Origin of the sequence: Neorhizobium tomejilense (assembly GCF_964254135.1) — a bacterium.
Lineage (GTDB): Bacteria > Pseudomonadota > Alphaproteobacteria > Rhizobiales > Rhizobiaceae > Neorhizobium > Neorhizobium tomejilense.
Genome location: NZ_CAXUSO020000001.1, coordinates 3,962,981 through 3,979,767, shown reverse-complemented (window position 1 = coordinate 3,979,767; position 16,787 = coordinate 3,962,981). Strand labels below are relative to the sequence as shown.

The window sequence follows — 16,787 nt, the reverse complement described above, 5'->3', positions numbered from 1 at the left end:
CCCGATAACAGAAAAGACGCTGCAAAAAAGGCCCGGCGCGGACGCCGGGCCTCGTTTATTTGCCCGCTTACTTGGTGATCTCGAACTTGCCGTTCTTGGCCGTGAACAGCACGACGGCGCGGTCGTCGAGGCCGAGGTGATCGTCGGCCTTGAAGTTGAACACGCCCTGGCTTGCCGGGAACGGGCCGCCGGTTTCGATGGCGTCACGGAGAGCTGCGCGGAATTCCGGCGTGCCGGGCTTTGCCTTCTTCAGCGCGACCGGGATGGCCTTCTTCAGGATGGCCATGGCGTCGTTGATATGCGGGCCGAACTGGGTGCGGGTGCCGGGGCCGAACTTCTTTTCATAGGCCGTCACATAGGCCATGCCTTCGGCCTTGGTCTCGGCGGTGTCCGGCAGGGCTTCCGGCGCCATGGCCGGGCCGGAGGCGAAGATCGTGTTGTCGGCAGCCTTGCCGGCGATGCGCAGGAAGTCGAAGGTCACGGCGCCATGGGTCTGGTAGATCTTGCCGGCGAAGCCACGTTCGCGCAGACCGATCTGCGGCAGCGCGGCACCGGTGCCGGAAGCGCCGACGAAGACGGCGTCCGGACGCGCGGCCACGAGTTTCAGCACCTGGCCGGAAACGGAGGTGTCGGGACGGGCATAACGCTCGTCGGCGACGACCTTCAGGCCGTACTGTTCGCCGATCGCCTTGAACTGGCCCATCCAAAGGTCGCCGTAGCTATCCGAGAAGCCGATATAACCGACCGTCTTGACGCCATCTGCCTTCATCTTGGCAAACAGGTTCCTGGCGATCAGGCCGGCATCCTGCGGCATCACAAAGGTCCACTTGCCTTTGGAAATGGTCGGCGGAACCGGCGAGCAGGAGAGGTGCGGCGTGCTGGTTTCACCGGCAACACCGGCAACAGCGATCGAGGCGGGCGTCAGCGCGGAGCCGACGATGACATCGACCTTGTCGTCGTTGACGAAGCGGCGGGCATTGGTGGTGGCAACCGAAGGGTCGCCGGCATCATCGAGAACGATGACCTTCAGCTTTTCGCCGCCCACTTCGGCCGGCCACAATTCGACGGAGTTCTTCAGCGGAATGCCGAGCGCCGCACCCGGGCCGGTCGACGATATGGTCACGCCGATCGTGATGTCGGCCAGTGCAGAGCTTGCAAACAAGGACAAGGACAGGACGGCAACAGGCGCCATTCCAGCAAAAAACCGGTTCTTCATAGGATCCTCCCAGGACAAAAGCGGGCGATCTCCTCCCGCCCTGCCATTTGTTTACAGGGAGATTGTTTCTTTGTAAACAATTCTGATAATGGTTATGTAAAGCTTACGAAGGCCGGTTCGGATGCGGCCGAGGTCCGCAAGCCTTACTCGGCATCACGCCCCAACAGCCGCGCCAAACCGGCTTTACCGTTCAATTCCACCATATCACGAGCCAACCTGGCGCGACGTTCGATCAGTTCGAGCATCTCCATGAATGCCGCGGTCTTTTCCGGCGGCAGATCGCCGAACATGTGTTTCTCGAGGGCATCGATGCCGGCCACCATCTTTTCGTAGACGGCCGTTCCTGCTGCCGTCAGCTGGATCTGGGCCCATCGCGCATCACGTGCGTCGGCGCGGCGGTCGATCAGGTCGCGGTCCACGAGTTCGCGGATCGCGCGCGACACCATCGCCTTGTCGATCGTCGTGAGCTTGCCGATTTCCATCGGCGAGATCGATTGATAGGTGCCGATCGCCGACATGACTCGCCAGATGTTCAGCTTGAAACCGTTGGCCTCGCAAAGCAGGCTGACGAGCTTCATCATTTCCGCGTTGCTGCGCGCGAGCCGGTAAGGCACGACCTTGGAGAGCTTTCGAGGGGACGTGGGGCCTTCTTCCGTCATCCGCTCAGGTCACCATCGCCCGCTGTCTATATTCTGCGGCATCCCAGAGGCGGTTGGTCATGATGTCTTCGAGAATGTCCACCGCTCCCAACACCTCGGCCTCGCCGATATAAAGCGGTGTGAAGCCGAAGCGAATGGCGTTCGGAGCGCGGAAATCGCCGATCACGCCGCGCGCGATCAGGGCCTGCATGATCGCATAGCCTTCCTCGTGCAGGAAGGAAATCTGGCTGCCGCGCTTCGTCCCGTCGCGGGGGGAACCGAGCTTCAGCATCGGGCAGCGCCTTTCGACTTCCGCGACGAACAGATCGCAGAGTTTTATCGACTGCCGCCGCAGGTCCGCCATGTCGACGCCGTCCCAGGCATCGAGCGCTGCGTCAAGCGCCGCAAGCCCGATGATCGGCGGCGTGCCGACCCGCATGCGGTCGATGCCGCCGCCCGGACGATAACCGAGATCGAAGGCGAAGGGCTGTTCGTGCCCCAGCCAGCCGGACAGCGCCGGCCGGACCTTATCCGCATGGCGGGGGGCGACATAGATGAAGGCCGGCGCACCAGGCCCGCCGTTCAGGTACTTGTAGGTGCAGCCGACCGCGAAATCCGCGTTCGCACCGGCAAGATCGACAGGCAGGGCACCGGCCGTATGGGCAAGATCCCAGACGGTGATCGCGCCGGCTGCATGCGCCTTTTCGGTCAGCGCCTTCATGTCGTGCAGCCGCCCGGTGCGGTAGTCCACTTCCGTCAGCATGACCACGGCGACGGTTTCGTCAATCGCGGCTTCGACCCCTTCCGGCTCGACGATCTTCAGCTCAAGACCCTTGCCGAGCGAGCCGATCAGGCCCTGCGCCATATAGAGGTCGGACGGAAAATTGCCGCTGTCGGACAACACGACCTTGCGTTCCGGTACCAGTTCCAATGCCGAGGCGAGCGCCTGGTAGACTTTGATCGACAGGGTGTCACCCATGACGACCGTGCCTTCCGCCGCCCCGATCAGTTTGGCCACCCGGTCGCCGATCCGCCGCGGCATCGTCATCCAGCCGGCCTTGTTCCAGCCCTTGATCAACAGCTCGCCCCATTCATCGGCCATCAGCCGGGCGACGCGTTCCCTGGCGGCAAGCGGCAGCGGTCCGAGCGAATTGCCGTCGAGATAGATCACGCCTTCCGGCAGATAGAAGAGCGAGCGGGTCTTTTCGAAATCCGTCACCGGAACACCTTGCTGTTCGAAACCAATCGTTCGAGGGGCTTAGCCTCGTAGCAGCGCAGACTAAAAGCTGGCGAGGGACGCGCAAGACAGGATTTGCCGCGCGGGCGATTATTTTGGAAGCGATATCGGGTCTTGCGGGTCGTAGATCGCCGTCTTAACCTCGGTTATGGAGCGATCCTTGGAGGCCTCATGAGCGGAATCACCGACCTTTCCACCTTGCTTGCGAGCCTTGAGCCGGTTCTTGTCGACGGTGAATTCGTCTATGCGACCGTGCCGCCCGAGAAAATGCACGACTATCTGGCGCTGAAGCCGATCGGACTGTTCTTCGAGAAGGAAGGCCTGACGCTGATCCTGCCGAGAGAGGCTGCCGAAAAGGCCGAGCTCGCCTCAAGCGCACCGCTTCGCTGCATCACCATGATGGTGCATTCTTCATTGGAAGCGGTCGGCATGACTGCGGCGATGGCGGCGGCACTCACCAAAGAGGGCGTCAGCGCGAATGTCGTCGCGGCCTATTACCACGACCATATCTTCGTGCCGGCGGCGGATGCCGAACGTGCGGTTGTCGCGCTTAGGGCGCTTTCAGCCCCTGCCGGTTAGCCGCGGGCAATCGCGTGGAAAAAGGCGCCGCTGACGAGGCCCCGTCGGCCGCCTGTCGGACCGATCGGCTTGCCGCCACCGTCGGCGATCGTCGCAAATGGCTGGTCGGTTCCCGGTGAAACAACGCTGGCATAGTGGAATTCATGGCCGCGGATCGTATCGCCCTTGCCGCCGAGCGGGCTGTTCTCGGCGATCTCCGCCTGGCGGTAACCGAGGTTCATCCGGCGTTTGGCGAAACTGGTGCGGTGGGACAGGAGACCCGTCATGGCGTGCGTCACGCCGTCGGCATCCTCCAGCGTTTCTCCGAGCACCATGTAGCCGCCGCACTCGCCGTGAACGGGCTTTGTTTCTGCAAATCGCGTTAGGCCGGTCTTGAAATTCTCGGCTGCCGCAAGCCGTCCGGCGTGCAGTTCGGGATATCCGCCCGGCAGCCAGCAGACGTCGCAGCCGACAGCCGGCGCTTCATCGGCCAGGGGCGAGAAGGAAACAACCTCCGCGCCGGCGGAGCGCCATTCGCGCATCAGATGCGGGTAGAGAAAGGTAAAGGCGGCATCCTGCGCCAGCGCGATCCTTCGGCCGGGCGGACGCAGGGATTTTTCCGCCGAGCCGCTCGGAATATTGAAGGGCTTTGCTGCGGCATAGATCGCATCGAGGTCGAGCGAGGCTTCCATGGCGTCGGCCAGCCGTTCGATATGCGCGTCCATTTCCGGGTGTTCGCTCGCCTGCACCAGGCCGAGATGCCGTTCGGGCAGAACCAGCGAGGGATCACGCAGGACGGTGCCGACGACGGGAATTCCGGCCGCCTGGATCGCATCGCCGCACAGTTTCTTGTGTCGTTCGCTGCCGGCCCGGTTGAGCACGCAGGCGGCGATCTTCACGGTCGGATCGTAATGAGCAAAGCCGTAGGCGATTACGCCGGCGGTCTGGGACTGGCCGGAAACGTCCAGTACCAGCAGCACGGGCAGGCGGAACAGCCGGGCGAGATCGGAGGCCGCGCCCGAACGGTTCTCTTCGCTGACGATGCCGTCGAAAAGGCCCATGGCACTTTCGATCAGCAGCAGCTCGGCATCTTCCGCCTGTCCGCGCGCCAGGTGCCGCAGCAAATCCGGCGCCATCGCCCAGCTGTCGAGGTTGAGGCCCGGCCGATGCGTCGCGGCCTCGTGAAAACCCGGATCGATATAATCCGGGCCTGTCTTGACGCCGCGCACCTTGACGCCGCGACGGGCAAAGGCGCGCAGCAGGCCGATGGTGACGCTGGTCTTGCCGGAGCCGGAACGCGGCGCACCGATGATGAGCGCGCGGGCGGTCATGACTTGCCCCCCGACAGGACGGCCTGCATGGAGACGATCCGGCCGATGACGATCAGGGCGGGCGCGGCAAATTTCTGCCGCACCACTTCCGCCTCGACCGTTGCAAGCGTTGCAGTCAGCGAGCGTTCATCCGGTGTCGTCGCCGCCATCAGCACCGCGACCGGCGTTTCCGGCGGCAACCCGCCTTCGATCAGCAGCCGGGCGATCGTGCCGATCGTGCTGACGCCCATATAGACGATGATCGGCTCGCCGGTTTTCGCCAGCGCCTTCCAGTCCAGGTCGCCGGGGCTGCCGGCCGCATGGCCGGTCGCAAGGGTGATCGCGCGGCTCATCCCCCGCATCGTCGCGGGAATGTTGGCGGAAGCGAGAGCCGCCAGGGCCGAGGTCATGCCCGGCAGTACGCGGAACTGGATGTTCTCTCGGGCAAGCGCCTCGGCTTCCTCGCCGCCGCGCCCGAACACGAAGGGATCGCCGCCCTTCAGCCGCAGAACACGCCGGCCCTTGCGGGCGAGTTCGATCAGCAGGCCGGTAATGTCATCCTGGGCGACGGAGGGTTTGCCGCCGCGTTTTCCGACGAAGACAAGTTCGGCGGTCGTCGCGAGCGACAGTACGCCGTCGGAGACCAGCGCGTCATGGACGATCACGTCCGCCTTGCCGATCGCGTCGGCGACTTCCAGCGTCAGGTAACGCGGATGGCCGGGCCCGGCGCCGGCGAGCCAGACATGGCCGGTCTCGAAGACGGGTGCTGCGACGATAGTTTCGATGCTTTCATTCATATGCGGACCTTTGACCGGTGACGCTCGGCCCCGGTCGGGCTATAGAAACGGCCATGGAAGTGGATGGCAAGAACCTTCGTCGTGGCTGGACCACGGGAACCTGTGCGGCGGCGGCGAGCAAGGCGGCTTGTCTTGCCCTCCTTTCCGGAAAATTTCCCGATCTGGTCGAGGTGACTTTGCCCGGCGGGCAGACGCCGTCCTTCTCCCTCGCCGTCGAAGAAGCCGGCGAGGGGTTTGCGAGAGCCGGGATCATCAAGGATGCCGGTGATGACCCGGACGTCACCCATGGGGCGCTGATCAAGAGCACCGTGCGGCGCGGCGCGACCGGCAGCGGCATCACCTTCAAGGCCGGCGAAGGCGTCGGCACCGTCACCCGCGCCGGACTGCCCCTGCCCGTCGGCGAACCCGCCATCAATCCGGTGCCGCGCAAGATGATCGCCCAGGCGATCGCAGAGGTCGCCGGCGAAGAGGCCGATTTCGAGATCGAGATTTCCGTCGCCGATGGCGAAAAAATTGCCGAGAAGACGCTGAACGGCCGGCTCGGAATCGTGGGCGGCATATCGATCCTCGGCACGACGGGGATCGTCATTCCCTTTTCCTGCTCGGCCTGGATCCATTCGATCTGGCGCGGCATCGACGTGGCGCGCGCCGCCGGGCTCGATCATGTGGCAGGCGCCACCGGCAACACGTCCGAAAAGGCGGTGCAGGCGCATCATGGATTGCACGAGATCGCGCTGATCGACATGGGCGATTTCGTCGGCGGCATGCTGAAATATCTGCGCGATCATCCGGTGCCGAAAGTGACGATCGCCGGCGGCGTCGCCAAGATGACCAAGCTCGCGCAGGGCATGCTCGACGTCCACTCCAAGCGCGGACTGGCCGATCTCGAAGCTCTGGCGAAACTCGCCGGTGAAGCCGGGGCGAGCGATGAACTTGCGGCGCAGATAGCGGCCGCCAATACCGTATCCCAAGCGTTCGCGCTCGCTGGCGAAAACGGCCTGGCGCTGGGCGACCGGATTGCCGCGCTCGCCTGGAAGACGGCCGCCAAGGCGCTCAAACAGCCCGAGATTGCGCTGGAAATCCTGGTCTACGATCGCGAGGGCCGGTTGGTCGGCCAGACCGCGTTTACCCCGTCCGATCATTCGGAATCCTTGTCGCCGGCCTGAGGCCAGCCGGGACGGAAGCGGCGCACATAATCGGCATTGTAAAGCTGGCTCTCGACGAAATCGGCAGCGCCCAGGCCCTTGCCAACGAAAATCAGCGCAGTCCGTTCAGCTGGCTCCGCCGCCAGCTTCGCTTCGATATCGGCAAGCGTGCCGCGGATGATCCGTTCTTCCGGCCAGGAGGCGCGAACCACGATTGCGACCGGGCAATCGGCGCCATAAAGCGGTATCAGTTCTGCGACAATCCGGTCGAGCGCGTGGATGGCGAGGTGGATTGCCAGCGTGGCGCCGGTGGCGCCAAAGGCAGCCAGCGTCTCGCCATCCGGCATTTTCGAAGCGCGGCCGGACACGCGGGTGAGGACAAGGCTCTGCGCCACTTCCGGGATGGTCAGCTCCCGCCTCAGAGCCGCGGCGGCGGCGGCAAAGGAGGGCACGCCGGGGGTCAGTGTGTAGTCGATACCGTGCTTCTCCAGCCGGCGGATCTGTTCTGCGACGGCACTCCAGACGGAAAGATCGCCGGAATGCAGCCGCGCGACATCCTGGCCGGCCTGATGTGCCGCCACGTATTCCGCCTCGATATCGTCCAGCGACAGCGAGCCAGTATCGACGATCCGTGCATCTTGCGGGCAATAGTCGAGCAGTTCCTTCGGCATGATAGAGCCGGCATAAAGGCAGACCGGCGAGCGGGCGAGGATATCGCGGCCGCGCACGGTGATGAGATCGGCGGCGCCCGGTCCGGCGCCGATGAAATGCACGGTCATGAATGGTCCTTCGAGCGTGCCAGCGCGCAGGTGGCGCCATCGGCGATCAATCGCGCGACAATCAGTTCCGAAGCCTCGCCAGCGGCGGCCAGTGCCGCGGCTTCGGAAAGGCTTGGCGTGGCCGTTTGCGCAAGACTATGTTTCGAAACTGTTCTGGTGCGCGCTTCCACCTGCTTCAGCGCCACCTCGTCGACAATCTGCAAGGGCAGGCGCAGCCGCTGCGCAAGCGCGACCATCCCCGGCTCATGCCGCTTGATCTCGCCGGTCGCCAGAACGGAAACGGATTCACGTGAAATATTCGCCGCGGCACAGGCGGCAGAAAGCGCCGAAAGCAGCGCTTCCGCGGACGTTCCCTTGCGACAGCCGAGACCGGCGGCAATCATGGTTTCACTCCGGGTTTCGTCCAGCTCCATTGGGTGACCGGCATGGCCGGCTTCCAGCCCGACATGCCGCCGATCGGCGCTGCGCGCGAAACCTCCATGCGGATCAGTTCGCCGCCGAGTTTCGCATGCGCTGCCAGGAGAACCGCTTCCATTTCCAGCGTCACGGCATTGGCGACCAGCCGCCCGCCGGGCTTCAACGCCTCCAGGGCCCTATCGAAAACGCTAGGCTCGCTGCCGCCGCCGCCGATGAAGATCGCATCCGGCTGCGGCAGGCCGGCCAGAGCTCCCGGCGCCTCACCTTCGACGATGCGCAGTCCGGGCACACCGAATGCCGAGGCATTCCGCGCGATCCGTGCTGACCGATTGGCGTTGGCTTCGATCGCAATGGCCTTGAGGGAAGGATCGGCCAGCATCCATTCGATGCCGATCGAACCCGATCCGGCGCCGATATCCCACAACAGTTCGCCGCGGTGCGGAGCCAGTGCCGAGAGAGTCAGCGCCCGGATTTCACGCTTGGTGATCTGCCCGTCATGTTCGAACAGCGTATCGTCCAACCCGAAAGCGCGCGGAAGGATAAAGGCTCCAGCTTCGGCCTTCACGTCGATGGCGACGACATTCAGCACATCGATATCCGGTAGCGCAAACTCATCCGCCTGTTGTGGACGGATACGTTCCGCCGCGCCGCCCAAAGATTCCAGAACAGTTATCCGAGAAGGCCCGAAACCCGTGCGGGACAAAAGCTCCGCCAGCGCCGCCGGCCCGTTTTCATCGGATGTCAGCGCGATGATCCGCCGGCCAGGATGCAGTAGCGGTCGGATGTGATCGAGCGGACGGCCATGCAATGACACCGTTTCGATGTCCTGCAGCGGCCAGCCGAGCCTTGAGGCGGCCAGAGAAAAGGCCGAGGGGGCAGGATAGGCGGTATATTCTTCAGGCGCGACATGGCGGGACAGCGTTGCGCCGACGCCGAAGAAGAAAGGGTCTCCGGAGGCCAGCACGCAGATCTTTTGGCCACGCAGCGCCACGACGTCGCGCATTGTTGCATCAAACGGTGTCGGCCACTGCCGGGCTTCGCCGGTGATAACGGAGGCTGCCAGTTCCAGATGCCGCCTGCCGCCGAAGACAACGACGGCGGATGCAATTGCCGAGCGGGCATTGTCGCCGAGGCCCGGTACGCCGTCCTCGCCGATGCCGACGATGGACAGCCAGCGGCTTTGGTTTAAAGGTTTGCGAACTGATTCAGGAGGCATCTTGCAACGTTCCATCCTCATTCTCGGCGGTACGGCGGAAGCCCGCGCGCTGGCCGGAAAGCTCGCCGGCGATCCGCGGTTTGCCGTGGAGCTGTCGCTTGCCGGGCGCACACGCGCGCCGGCCGGGCAACCCGTGCCGGTGCGTGTCGGCGGCTTTGGCGGTGCCGAAGGGCTTGCAGCCTATCTCAGGCAGAAAGGCATCTCGATTCTGATCGATGCGACGCATCCCTATGCAGCTCAGATTTCCCGCAATGCGGCCAAAGCTGCCGAGATTTCCGGCGTTCCGCTTGTCGCCCTGCGACGGTCGGCCTGGGTGAGGCAGCCCGGTGACCGCTGGATCGATGTCGACGGTGTCGCCGATGCGGTCAATGCCCTGGGAGATGTCCCGCGAAAAGCATTTCTGACGCTTGGCCGGCAGGAGCTTCTGCCCTTCGAAGCCGCGCCCCAACACCACTACCTGGTCCGCAGCGTCGATCCGGTCGAACCGCCGCTTTCCGTCCCGAACGCGGTCTATCTGACCGCGCGCGGCCCCTTTGGGCAGGCGGATGAGGCCCGGCTTCTGCAGGACCACGGCATCGAGGTGATCGTCGCCAAGAACAGCGGCGGGCCGGCGAGCTACGGCAAGATCGCCGCTGCGCGCGAACTTGGTATCGATGTCGTCCTGATCCGCCGTCCGGACCTGCCGGACGTGCCGTCCGTCGAGACCGTGGAGGAGATGCTCGCCTGGCTCGATCATGCGCCGGTGCCCCTGAAATAACGCGGGGAATAGACGATCGGGCGCCGGTTCTCCCGCTCGATAACCCGCGTTTCCGCGGTGCCGACGATCACGCATGTCGCCATGTCGGCCATGTCGCCTGCCGCTTCGGCAAGCGGCACGATGCGGATAGCTTCATCCGGCCGACCGGCCGCTTTGCCGAAGATCACCGGCACGGTGCCGGGCAGATGGGCGCGCAGAATATCGAAGGCTTCGCCGAGTTGATGCGGGCGCGCCTTGCTGATCGGGTTGTAGAAGGCTATCACGAACCCGGCCGTCGCCGCCGCGGTGAGGCGTTTCTCGATCACATCCCAGGGCTTCAGATTATTCGAAAGCGAGATGGCGCAGAAATCATGGCCGAGCGGCGCACCGGCTTTGGCCGCGACGGCCAGCATGGCGGTAATGCCGGGAACGACCGAAAAATCGATCTCGCGCCACAGGGCCGGACCTTCGTCGATCGCCTCGCAGACTGCGGCGGCCATGGCGAACACGCCGGGGTCGCCGCCCGACACGACACAGACCTTGCCTCCGCCCGCCGCCATTTCGAGCGCGGCACGGGCGCGCGCCAGTTCCTCCCGGTTATCGGATGCGTGGCGGCGCTGGTCGGAGCGGAGGTTCAAACGGTCGATATACGGAAAATAGCCGAAAAAATCCTCCGCTTCCGTCACTGCGGCGGCCGCTTCCGGCGTCATCTGGTCGGGATTGCCGGGGCCGAGGCCGACGACGGTCAACGAACCGGTTGTCATGGCCGTGTCTTCCAGCCGGGCACGAGGACGATCGAGAAATACGGAGCAGGGCTCTCGTCGCGCTCTTCCAGACGCTGTGCTGCGCCGTTCGCCATCGTGCCACGCTCGACATAGAGCGCTCCGGACAGTTTTCCGACGGAGGCCAGCGCCCGGCGGATCTTCGGCAGGTTGCGCCCGACCTTCATGATCACTGCGCCGTCGGTGTTTTCAAGCCGCTCCGCAAGCTTCTCTTCGGACAGGGTTCCGGGCAGCACGCTTAGAATATCGTCGCCCTGGACGAGCGGCATGCCGGTCATCGACCAGCAGCCGGACATGGCGGTGACGCCGGCTACCACTTCTGCGTGGTAGCGGCCGGCCAGCCGCACATGCAGGTGCATGTAGGATCCATAGAAGAGAGGGTCCCCTTCGCTCAGCACGGCCACGTGCCTGCCCGCATCGAGATGCGCGGCGATGTCGTCCGCGGAGCGATCGAAGAAATCGGCGATCGGGCCGCGATAATCGGCCTCGTCCTTGTGGGTCTCGACCGTGACCGGATAGACCAGCGGCAATTCGAGCGTACCCGGCCGGATATGTGCCTCGACGATGGCGCGGCCGTTGCCGCTCGAGCCCTTCTTGCAGAAGAAGGCGATCACATCCGCTTCCTGGATGGCGCGCACCGCCTTCAGCGTCAGCAGTTCGGGGTCGCCGGGTCCTGTGCCGACGCCGAGGAGCCTGCCCTTGATGAGCGCGGCGTTCACAGTCCGGCCCTCGCCAGCGCGTTGACGCAGGCAGCCGTCATCGCCGAGCCGCCCATGCGGCCGCGCACGATTGCATAGGGAATACCCAGCGTCGCTTCCATCAGCGCTTCCTTGGATTCCGCCGCGCCGACGAAACCGACCGGCATGCCGATGATGGCAGCAGGACGCGGCGCGCCGGCGTCGAGCATTTCGAGCAGGCGGAAGAGCGCGGTCGGCGCATTGCCGATCGCAACGACTGCGCCTTCGAGATCGTCCCAGAGATCCAGCGCGGCAGCCGAGCGGGTGTTGCCGATGGTTTTGGCAAGCTCGATCGTGCGGCCGTCGCGCAGCGTGCAGATCACCTGGTTATGGGCCGGCAGGCGGGCGCGGGTAATGCCGTGGGCCACCATCTCGGCATCGCAATAGATCGGCTTGCCGGCATGCAGCGCGCCGCGGGCCTGGGCAACGAAATCCTTCGAAAACCGGAAATGCTGAGCCGCCTCGACCAGCCCGCAAGCATGGATCATGCGCACCGCGATCTCGGCCTGTTCCGACGAAAAAGGCGAGAGATCCGCTTCCTCGCGGATGATCGCGAAGGATTTTTCGTAGATCGCGTCGCCTTCGCGAATGTAATCGTAACTGTTCATGGTCTTCCTGACGTAACGGCCGCAGCAAGCCGGCGCGGTCCCAGACGGGCGAGGCAGGCTGCGGAGTTTTCGCCGGCGCGCCTTTCGTCTCGGACAAGATCGGCGATGCGGCGAAGGGAGTTGTTGGTATCGGCAAAAGCGACCGAGGCAAAGGGCTCGTCGGCCGCTTTTCCTCCGGCGATGAGCGAAAGGCCGGCCGCCGTTCCGCAGAGTGCAAGCGCTGACGGCTGCGGATGGGCGCAGCCCTTTGGGCAGCCGGTGACGTGCAGCTTGAACGAGCCATCCAGCAGATCGCCGCAGTCTTCCGCCGCTCTGGCGCCGAGTTCATGGGTGGCGACGGTTGCGGAATTGCAGGCGGGACTTCCGGGACAAGCGGCAATCGCCGAACGCGGATCGCTCGGCGAGGTCACGAAGCCATTGTTACCGGCAAAAGCGGTCAGCGCTTGGCAAGCGCTTCGGGCGCCAAAAAACAGGAGCGAATGGTCGAAGGCCGGTTTCAGGGACTGTATTCCGAGCCGCTCGGCCTCGTCGCAGAGAGCGATCAGGTCCTCGGCGTTTGCCTGACCAAAGGCCGGGCCGATGCCTGCCGCGAAAAGGTCGCCGGGGAGGCGGAAGGTGCCGAAAGGCAAGGCCCGCCGGCTGGGCGCATCGTTCGTGGGCAAGCCGGCGGCGAGATCGCGTCCCCTCGCCTTGGGTCCCTTTTCGCCGAGCTTTCGAAGCAGCGCCAGAGTGGCGGAGACGGCCTCTGTTTCACGTAAAACATTGAAAACGCGGCCGGTTGTTTCGGTCCCGCCTAAAAACAGGGTCCAGTGGATGCCTTCTCCGCTGGAAACGGCGGTAAGCCGGATATCGGCCAGGAGGTCGGAAAGCCTGAGCTGCCCGCCGCTGTCAACCACTACCGACATCTTTGGAGCAAGGCCGGGGATGTCGCGGGCACCTTGGCGGATCGCCTCGGCTATGGCGCGCGGATCGGCGATCTCGGTGTCGTCCATCCCCGCCAGGGGCGGAGTTTCGACGGCAAGTCCTTCCCGGAGCGGCAGGTTCAGCGCGCGGACATCGGCATCGAGGAGGGGAGCCGAGGCCTCGCTCAGTCCCCGGACCTGCAGGTTGCCGCGGGCGGAAATATCGAGAACGCCGTTGCCATGGCGCCGCGCCAGCCGGCAGAGCTCGGCCAGCTGGGCCGGGGTGATCGCGTCAGTCAGCGCGACTCGGGCGAGAAGTCCGTCGCCGGTCAGCATAGGGGCGGACAGGGCGGGGCAGGCGCCACGGCGCATATCCAGCGTGCTTCGATCGAGGGAGAGTGCCGTCATGCGACCTTCTCCCGGGTGAGCATTTCGAGCTCGGCGTCGATCGCGTTGCGGCGGGGATGCCAGAGGCCGCGGCGAAGGGCCGAGCGAAAACGCTCGGCCATGAAGCGTGCGCCTTGGGGGTTCTGGCCCAGCAGGAAGTCGCGGACCTTTTCATCGCCGAGATAGGCGTCGTAGGTCGCCTCGATCAGCGATTGCGGGATGGCGTGGGTGGTTTCGGCAAAACCGATCAGGCGGTCGACCGTTTCCACCAGTTCCGCTGCGCCGCGCGGACCGTGGCGCATCTGGCCGGCGATGAAGCGCGGATTGACGGCGCGGGCGCGCACCACGCGGGTTACCGCTTCGGAAATCGAACGGGCACGAGGTTTTTGAGGATCGGTCGTGTCGAGTGCGATCACATCCGCCTTGCCGCCGAGTGCTGCCACAGCCGCTGCAAATCCGCCGATGAAGGCGACATCGGCCGAGCCGTCCAGCAGGTCGCGGCCCGGATCGTCGCCGGTATGGACCAGCAGATCGGCGGTCCCGATGCGGTTCGCGAACTGGCCGGGCACGTGGCTGGCATCGCCCTCCGCGCCGCCGAAGGAATGGCTCGTCGCATCGAGATAGATGCGGCCCAGCTCCTCGCGTTCGCCCCAAGTGCCATCGGCGAGCTTTTCCTCGATGCCGGAGCCGTAGGTGCCCGGTGCCGAGCCGAAGATGCGTGAGGGGACGTGCCCAAGCGTTTGTGCCTCTTCGGCGAGAGGATTGTCGCCCGGTGCTTCCTCGCGGCTGGCAATGGCGCGCATCGCGGCGTCGAGCAGGGCGATGAGAGCCGGAAACATGTCGCGGAACAGGCCGGAAATCCTCAGCGTCACGTCGACGCGCGGGCGGCCGAGCGCTGCCGGCGGCAAGACGTCGATGCCGGTGACGCGGCCCGTCGCCGTATCCTGCACGGGTCTCGCCCCCATCAGCGCCAGAACCTGTGCGACTTCCTCGCCGCCGCTGCGCAGGGACGCGCTGCCCCAGAGATCGAAGACAAGGCTTTTCGGCCAGTCACCGTGATCCTGGAGATAACGCCGCAGGATCTCGTCGGCCGCACGTTTGCCGAGTTCGAAGGCGGTCGGCGTCGGCAGGGTGCGCGGGTCGCTGGCGAAGAGGTTGCGGCCGGTCGGCATCACGTCGCGGCGGCCGCGGGCCGGGGCACCGGATGGGCCCGGGCGGATGTGCTTGCCGTCCAGTGCGTCGAGCAAGGCCTGTCGCTCGGTTTCAGCGCTACGGACTCGTAATGGATCGTCATCGCTGGGCACCACCTGCCCAAAGACGTACTGGCCGTCCTTGATCGAAAAGTCCTTGAGATCGCAGAGAAAGGCGTCGATGCGGGTCAGCGCCGTATCCGGATCGTCATTGTTCGAGACGCCGGCCTCGCCCGCCAGTCCGGTGTCGCGGGCGGTCTCGACGATCAGCCTGGCCAGCCGGTCGCGGCGGCGGCGATCGAGGCCGTCGGCCTGCGCGTATTCGTCGACCAGCAGTTCCAGCTTCTTCTGTTCGTCGGAAAGACCGGCGCCGGCCAGGACCGGCGGCAGATGGCCGATGGTGACGGCGGCGATCCGCCGTTTCGCGACCGCCGCCTCGCCCGGATTGGAGACGATGAACGGATAGATGACCGGCAGGCCACCGGTGACGATCTCAGGAAAACAATCCTTCGACAGCGCCACGGTCTTGCCCGGCAGCCATTCGAGCGTCCCGTGGGCGCCGACATGGACGATCGCATGCGCGCCAAGCGTCTCGCGCATCCATTGACCGAAGGCGATCAGCGCGTGGCGCGGGGGCAGGTCCGGGCTGTGATAGTCGGCGCGGCGATCGGCGTTGCGGCCGCGATCGGGGGCGAGCGCGACGGTGACATTGCCAAAGCTCGCGGTGCGGAAACGGAAAATGCCGTCCCTGAAGTCTTCGTCGGCTTCTGCCCCGCCCCACGCCGCCTCTACAACGGGCAGGGGATCGTAGGCGGCGCGTGGGTGGCCGGTGGATTTGTCATCCAGGCGGTCAAGAAGGTCACGCGGGGTCTCGGGGATATCCGAAATATGATAGCCGGCTACCGACAGTTCGTGTAGCATCCCGAGCACGCTTTGCGGCACGTCCAGGCCGACGGCATAACCGGTGCGTCCGGGCGCGCTCGGATAATCCGGCATGAGGATGACGATCTTGCGCTCGGGCCGTGACGTGGTTTTCAGCCGGAGGAAGGCGGCGATACGGTCGACGACCTGTTCGACCCGGTCCGGCTCCGGCCGGTTGACGAGGTTGGCGGAGCTTTCGCCTGCCTTGAAGGAGATCGCGCCGGCAAGAATGCGCCCGTCGAGCTCCGGCAGGACGACGTGCATAGCGAGGTCGGCGGGGTTGAGGCCGCGCCGGCTCTCCGTCCAGCCATCGCGGCGGGTCGTGGCAACGACGATCTGGAAGACCGGCACGCCGGTGCGGTCGAAAATCGTTTCGCCGTTGCCGTCCGTGCCGCTGGCAAAGGCGGTGGTGGAAAGGATGGCCGCAGATTTCAGGTCAGAGATCGCCTGTTCGACGAAGGCCAGTGCATCCGGCTCCTTCAGTCCGCCGACGAAGATAGGCACCGGTGCAAAACCGCGCTTTTTGAGCGCTTCGAACAGCGCGTCGATCGGCGCTGCGTCATTCGCAAGCAGCATGGAGCGGTAGAACAGGATCGGCAGGCGCGGCGCATCCGGCGCAAAGCGGGTCAGCAGGTCGTTGATCTCGACAATGCCTTTTCCGGGTGCGTAATAACCGGCCTTCGGCACCGGGGCCGCCTGCGACAGCGGTTCCGTTTTGCCCTCGGCCAGCGTCGTCAGCAACCTCGCCAGAAGCCGCATATTGGCCGGACCGCCCTCGCGAAAGCAGCTCAGGATGCCGGCGATCCGGTCTTCCGAAACGGTCGAGGCCGCGATCAGTCGCTCGTCGCGGATGCTGCATTCGCCGGGCAGCAGCGCCAGCGCGATCTTTTTCCGCTTCGCCATGCGCGAAAGCTCCTCAACGCCGTAGGACCAGCGATCGAAACCGCCGAGAATGCGCACGAGGATGATCTTGGCGTGGGCCGCCGTCTTCTCGACCCACAGATCGACGGACATCGGATGGCGCAGGTCGGAAAGACTGGTCAGCCGCAGGCTCGGCAAATTCGAACCCCAGACGGCGGAAAGGCCGTTCAGGTCGCTGCCGGAAAAGGACAGCACCACCACGTCGGCCGGCGACTGATTGAGGTCGACCGGTTCGATGAGGTCGTCAAGCGACGACGATGTGGTGGCGAGTATGTGCATCCTTCCCTCGG

At 65.0% G+C, this 16,787-nt stretch carries 16 protein-coding genes; 3 read left to right on the top strand and 13 right to left on the bottom strand.

Annotated features, from left to right (window positions below; all coding sequences use genetic code 11):
* Positions 1-67: 67 nt before the first annotated feature.
* From ACSQ3G_RS19615 to kynU, 3 genes are all read right to left on the bottom strand, one after another.
* On the bottom strand, positions 68-1,216 hold the full coding sequence (locus ACSQ3G_RS19615) for an ABC transporter substrate-binding protein (RefSeq protein ID WP_046636773.1): 1,149 nt from the start codon (positions 1,214-1,216) through the stop codon (positions 68-70).
* A 143-nt stretch (positions 1,217-1,359) separates the two neighbouring features.
* On the bottom strand, positions 1,360-1,875 hold the full coding sequence (locus ACSQ3G_RS19610) for a MarR family winged helix-turn-helix transcriptional regulator (protein WP_436111223.1): 516 nt from the start codon (positions 1,873-1,875) through the stop codon (positions 1,360-1,362).
* Positions 1,876-1,879: 4 nt separating this feature from the next.
* The gene (kynU, locus tag ACSQ3G_RS19605) at positions 1,880-3,073 is read right to left on the bottom strand and encodes a kynureninase (protein WP_436111222.1); all 1,194 of its coding nucleotides are present in this window, start codon (positions 3,071-3,073) and stop codon (positions 1,880-1,882) included.
* Positions 3,074-3,262: 189 nt separating this feature from the next.
* Between kynU and ACSQ3G_RS19600 the strand changes: the two genes are divergently transcribed.
* A complete protein-coding gene (locus ACSQ3G_RS19600) occupies positions 3,263-3,670 on the top strand; it encodes an ACT domain-containing protein (protein WP_436111221.1) in 408 nt (135 codons plus the stop codon).
* Here ACSQ3G_RS19600 and ACSQ3G_RS19595 read toward each other — a convergent pair.
* Together ACSQ3G_RS19595 and cobA are read right to left on the bottom strand one after the other, a co-directional pair.
* Complete coding sequence (locus tag ACSQ3G_RS19595) at positions 3,667-4,980, bottom strand: cobyrinic acid a,c-diamide synthase CobB (protein ID WP_436111220.1); 1,314 nt, start codon at positions 4,978-4,980, stop codon at positions 3,667-3,669. The two genes, ACSQ3G_RS19600 and ACSQ3G_RS19595, sit on opposite strands and share 4 nt — an antisense overlap.
* On the bottom strand, positions 4,977-5,756 hold the full coding sequence (cobA, locus tag ACSQ3G_RS19590; RefSeq protein ID WP_436111219.1) for a uroporphyrinogen-III C-methyltransferase: 780 nt from the start codon (positions 5,754-5,756) through the stop codon (positions 4,977-4,979). Before cobA ends, ACSQ3G_RS19595 begins: the two co-directional genes overlap by 4 nt.
* A 53-nt stretch (positions 5,757-5,809) precedes the next feature.
* On the opposite strand from cobA, the gene ACSQ3G_RS19585 reads away from it, so the two are divergent.
* Complete coding sequence (locus ACSQ3G_RS19585) at positions 5,810-6,922, top strand: cobalt-precorrin-5B (C(1))-methyltransferase (RefSeq protein WP_436111218.1); 1,113 nt, start codon at positions 5,810-5,812, stop codon at positions 6,920-6,922.
* On the opposite strand, the gene cobM is transcribed toward ACSQ3G_RS19585, so the two are convergent.
* From cobM to cbiE, 3 genes are read right to left on the bottom strand one after another with little or no spacing between them, the layout of a single operon-like run.
* The gene (cobM, locus tag ACSQ3G_RS19580) at positions 6,895-7,680 is read right to left on the bottom strand and encodes a precorrin-4 C(11)-methyltransferase (protein WP_436111217.1); all 786 of its coding nucleotides are present in this window, start codon (positions 7,678-7,680) and stop codon (positions 6,895-6,897) included. The genes ACSQ3G_RS19585 and cobM overlap by 28 nt on opposite strands.
* Positions 7,677-8,063, bottom strand: coding sequence for a cobalamin biosynthesis protein (locus ACSQ3G_RS19575; protein ID WP_436111216.1), 387 nt, complete (start codon positions 8,061-8,063; stop codon positions 7,677-7,679). The genes cobM and ACSQ3G_RS19575 overlap by 4 nt, the downstream gene beginning before the upstream one ends.
* Positions 8,060-9,313, bottom strand: a complete 1,254-nt coding sequence (gene cbiE / locus ACSQ3G_RS19570; RefSeq protein ID WP_436111215.1) for a precorrin-6y C5,15-methyltransferase (decarboxylating) subunit CbiE — start codon at positions 9,311-9,313, stop codon at positions 8,060-8,062. Before cbiE ends, ACSQ3G_RS19575 begins: the two co-directional genes overlap by 4 nt.
* A 1-nt stretch (position 9,314) precedes the next feature.
* Between cbiE and ACSQ3G_RS19565 the strand changes: the two genes are divergently transcribed.
* Positions 9,315-10,070, top strand: coding sequence for a cobalt-precorrin-6A reductase (locus ACSQ3G_RS19565; protein ID WP_436111214.1), 756 nt, complete (start codon positions 9,315-9,317; stop codon positions 10,068-10,070).
* On the opposite strand, the gene ACSQ3G_RS19560 is transcribed toward ACSQ3G_RS19565, so the two are convergent.
* From ACSQ3G_RS19560 to cobN, 5 genes are read right to left on the bottom strand one after another with little or no spacing between them, the layout of a single operon-like run.
* Positions 10,046-10,813, bottom strand: a complete 768-nt coding sequence (locus ACSQ3G_RS19560) for a precorrin-3B C(17)-methyltransferase (RefSeq protein WP_436111213.1) — start codon at positions 10,811-10,813, stop codon at positions 10,046-10,048. The two genes, ACSQ3G_RS19565 and ACSQ3G_RS19560, sit on opposite strands and share 25 nt — an antisense overlap.
* The gene (locus tag ACSQ3G_RS19555; protein WP_436111212.1) at positions 10,810-11,550 is read right to left on the bottom strand and encodes a precorrin-2 C(20)-methyltransferase; all 741 of its coding nucleotides are present in this window, start codon (positions 11,548-11,550) and stop codon (positions 10,810-10,812) included. Before ACSQ3G_RS19555 ends, ACSQ3G_RS19560 begins: the two co-directional genes overlap by 4 nt.
* On the bottom strand, positions 11,547-12,176 hold the full coding sequence (locus tag ACSQ3G_RS19550) for a precorrin-8X methylmutase (protein ID WP_105426459.1): 630 nt from the start codon (positions 12,174-12,176) through the stop codon (positions 11,547-11,549). The genes ACSQ3G_RS19555 and ACSQ3G_RS19550 overlap by 4 nt, the downstream gene beginning before the upstream one ends.
* Positions 12,173-13,486, bottom strand: a complete 1,314-nt coding sequence (gene cobG, locus ACSQ3G_RS19545) for a precorrin-3B synthase (RefSeq protein WP_436111211.1) — start codon at positions 13,484-13,486, stop codon at positions 12,173-12,175. The genes ACSQ3G_RS19550 and cobG overlap by 4 nt, the downstream gene beginning before the upstream one ends.
* A complete protein-coding gene (gene cobN, locus ACSQ3G_RS19540; RefSeq protein ID WP_436111210.1) occupies positions 13,483-16,776 on the bottom strand; it encodes a cobaltochelatase subunit CobN in 3,294 nt (1,097 codons plus the stop codon). The genes cobG and cobN overlap by 4 nt, the downstream gene beginning before the upstream one ends.
* Between the last annotated feature and the right edge of the window lie 11 nt (positions 16,777-16,787).

What these genes read in the sequence shown, in the direction of transcription:
- ACSQ3G_RS19560 (WP_436111213.1), bottom strand. Translation starts at nt 10,813, where the DNA reads ATGACAACCGGTTCGTTGACCGTCGTCGGCCTCGGCCCCGGCAATCCC.
- ACSQ3G_RS19575 (WP_436111216.1), bottom strand. Translation starts at nt 8,063, where the DNA reads ATGATTGCCGCCGGTCTCGGCTGTCGCAAGGGAACGTCCGCGGAAGCG.
- cobA (WP_436111219.1), bottom strand. Translation starts at nt 5,756, where the DNA reads ATGAATGAAAGCATCGAAACTATCGTCGCAGCACCCGTCTTCGAGACC.
- cobG (WP_436111211.1), bottom strand. Translation starts at nt 13,486, where the DNA reads ATGACGGCACTCTCCCTCGATCGAAGCACGCTGGATATGCGCCGTGGC.
- ACSQ3G_RS19615 (WP_046636773.1), bottom strand. Translation starts at nt 1,216, where the DNA reads ATGAAGAACCGGTTTTTTGCTGGAATGGCGCCTGTTGCCGTCCTGTCC.
- ACSQ3G_RS19585 (WP_436111218.1), top strand. Translation starts at nt 5,810, where the DNA reads ATGGAAGTGGATGGCAAGAACCTTCGTCGTGGCTGGACCACGGGAACC.
- cobM (WP_436111217.1), bottom strand. Translation starts at nt 7,680, where the DNA reads ATGACCGTGCATTTCATCGGCGCCGGACCGGGCGCCGCCGATCTCATC.
- cobN (WP_436111210.1), bottom strand. Translation starts at nt 16,776, where the DNA reads ATGCACATACTCGCCACCACATCGTCGTCGCTTGACGACCTCATCGAA.
- ACSQ3G_RS19610 (WP_436111223.1), bottom strand. Translation starts at nt 1,875, where the DNA reads ATGACGGAAGAAGGCCCCACGTCCCCTCGAAAGCTCTCCAAGGTCGTG.
- ACSQ3G_RS19595 (WP_436111220.1), bottom strand. Translation starts at nt 4,980, where the DNA reads ATGACCGCCCGCGCGCTCATCATCGGTGCGCCGCGTTCCGGCTCCGGC.
- cbiE (WP_436111215.1), bottom strand. Translation starts at nt 9,313, where the DNA reads ATGCCTCCTGAATCAGTTCGCAAACCTTTAAACCAAAGCCGCTGGCTG.
- ACSQ3G_RS19600 (WP_436111221.1), top strand. Translation starts at nt 3,263, where the DNA reads ATGAGCGGAATCACCGACCTTTCCACCTTGCTTGCGAGCCTTGAGCCG.
- ACSQ3G_RS19550 (WP_105426459.1), bottom strand. Translation starts at nt 12,176, where the DNA reads ATGAACAGTTACGATTACATTCGCGAAGGCGACGCGATCTACGAAAAA.